Annotated in this window: 2 protein-coding genes; both read left to right on the top strand. The window is 66.7% G+C overall.

Going from position 1 to position 1,004, the window contains the following annotated elements:
* Nucleotides 1–283, top strand: a 283-nt coding sequence (locus tag ACLEQD_RS44165; RefSeq protein ID WP_410391896.1) for a phosphopantetheine-binding protein, incomplete at its 5' end; no start/stop codon positions are given.
* Nucleotides 284–311: 28 nt separating this feature from the next.
* A partial coding sequence (locus tag ACLEQD_RS44160; RefSeq protein WP_410391895.1) for a beta-ketoacyl synthase N-terminal-like domain-containing protein occupies nucleotides 312–1,004 on the top strand: 693 nt, incomplete at its 3' end.

Genomic DNA, 1,004 nt, shown 5'->3' with positions numbered 1-1,004 from the left:
CGACAAGGTCGGCATCCACGACAACTTCTTCGACCTTGGCGGCAACTCGCTGCTGATGGTCCAGCTACACGCGCAGCTGCGCGAGGCTTTGAAGCTCGACGTTCCGCTGGTCGAGCTCTTCCAGGCTCCCACCATCCGCTCACTCGCGAAGCTGTTGAGCCGTGACGGCTCCGAGCAGCCCTCGATCGAGAAGCATCAGGAGCGGGCCACCAAACAGAAGCAGGTCATGGATCAACAGAAGCGACTGCTGATGCGCATGAAGGAAGGGAAGAAGAATGGATAGCCTGGTCGAGGAGGGTCCCCAGGATGGCATGGAGACCATTGCCATCATCGGCATGAGCGGGCGCTTCCCCGGTGCGCGGAGCATCGAAGCGCTCTGGGAGAACCTCTGCGCGGGCGCCGAGTCCGTCTCCTTCTTCTCCGACGCGGAGCTGGCCGCCGCCGGCGTCGACGCTTCCCTGCGAGGCCAGCCCGACTACGTGCCCGCCCGGGGCGTGCTCGCGGACATCGACCAGTTCGATGCCTCGTTCTTCGGCCTCGCTCCCCGCGAGGCCGCCACCATGGATCCCCAGCAGCGCCTCTTCCTGGAGTGCGCCGCCGAAGCACTCGATCGCGCGGGCCATGGGGCTCCCGCCGCCGACAACCGCACTGGCGTCTTCGCCGGTGTGAGCATGAACACCTATCTCCTGCACAACCTGTACGGCCACCCGGAGCTGCTGGCCGGTGCCTCGGGGTACCAGGCCGCGCTGGGGAACGATAAGGACTTCGTGGCGACGCGCGTGGCCTACAAGCTCGGCCTGCGCGGTCCCAGCCTCACCGTCCAGACCGCCTGCTCCACCTCGCTCGTCGCTGTCCACGTCGCCTGCCAGAACCTGATCAGCTACCGCTGCGACATGGCGCTGGCCGGGGGCGCCTGCGTCCAGGTTCCGCAGGCCTCCGGCTACGTCTACGAGCCGGAAGGCATCCTGTCGCCGGATGGGCACTGCCGTACCTTCGATGCCAAG

This window comes from Corallococcus sp. 4LFB, from assembly GCF_046520365.1.
GTDB lineage: Bacteria > Myxococcota > Myxococcia > Myxococcales > Myxococcaceae > Corallococcus > Corallococcus caeni.
The sequence above is the reverse complement of the archived record's forward strand: the minus strand, read 5'-3'. Positions and strand labels throughout refer to the sequence as shown.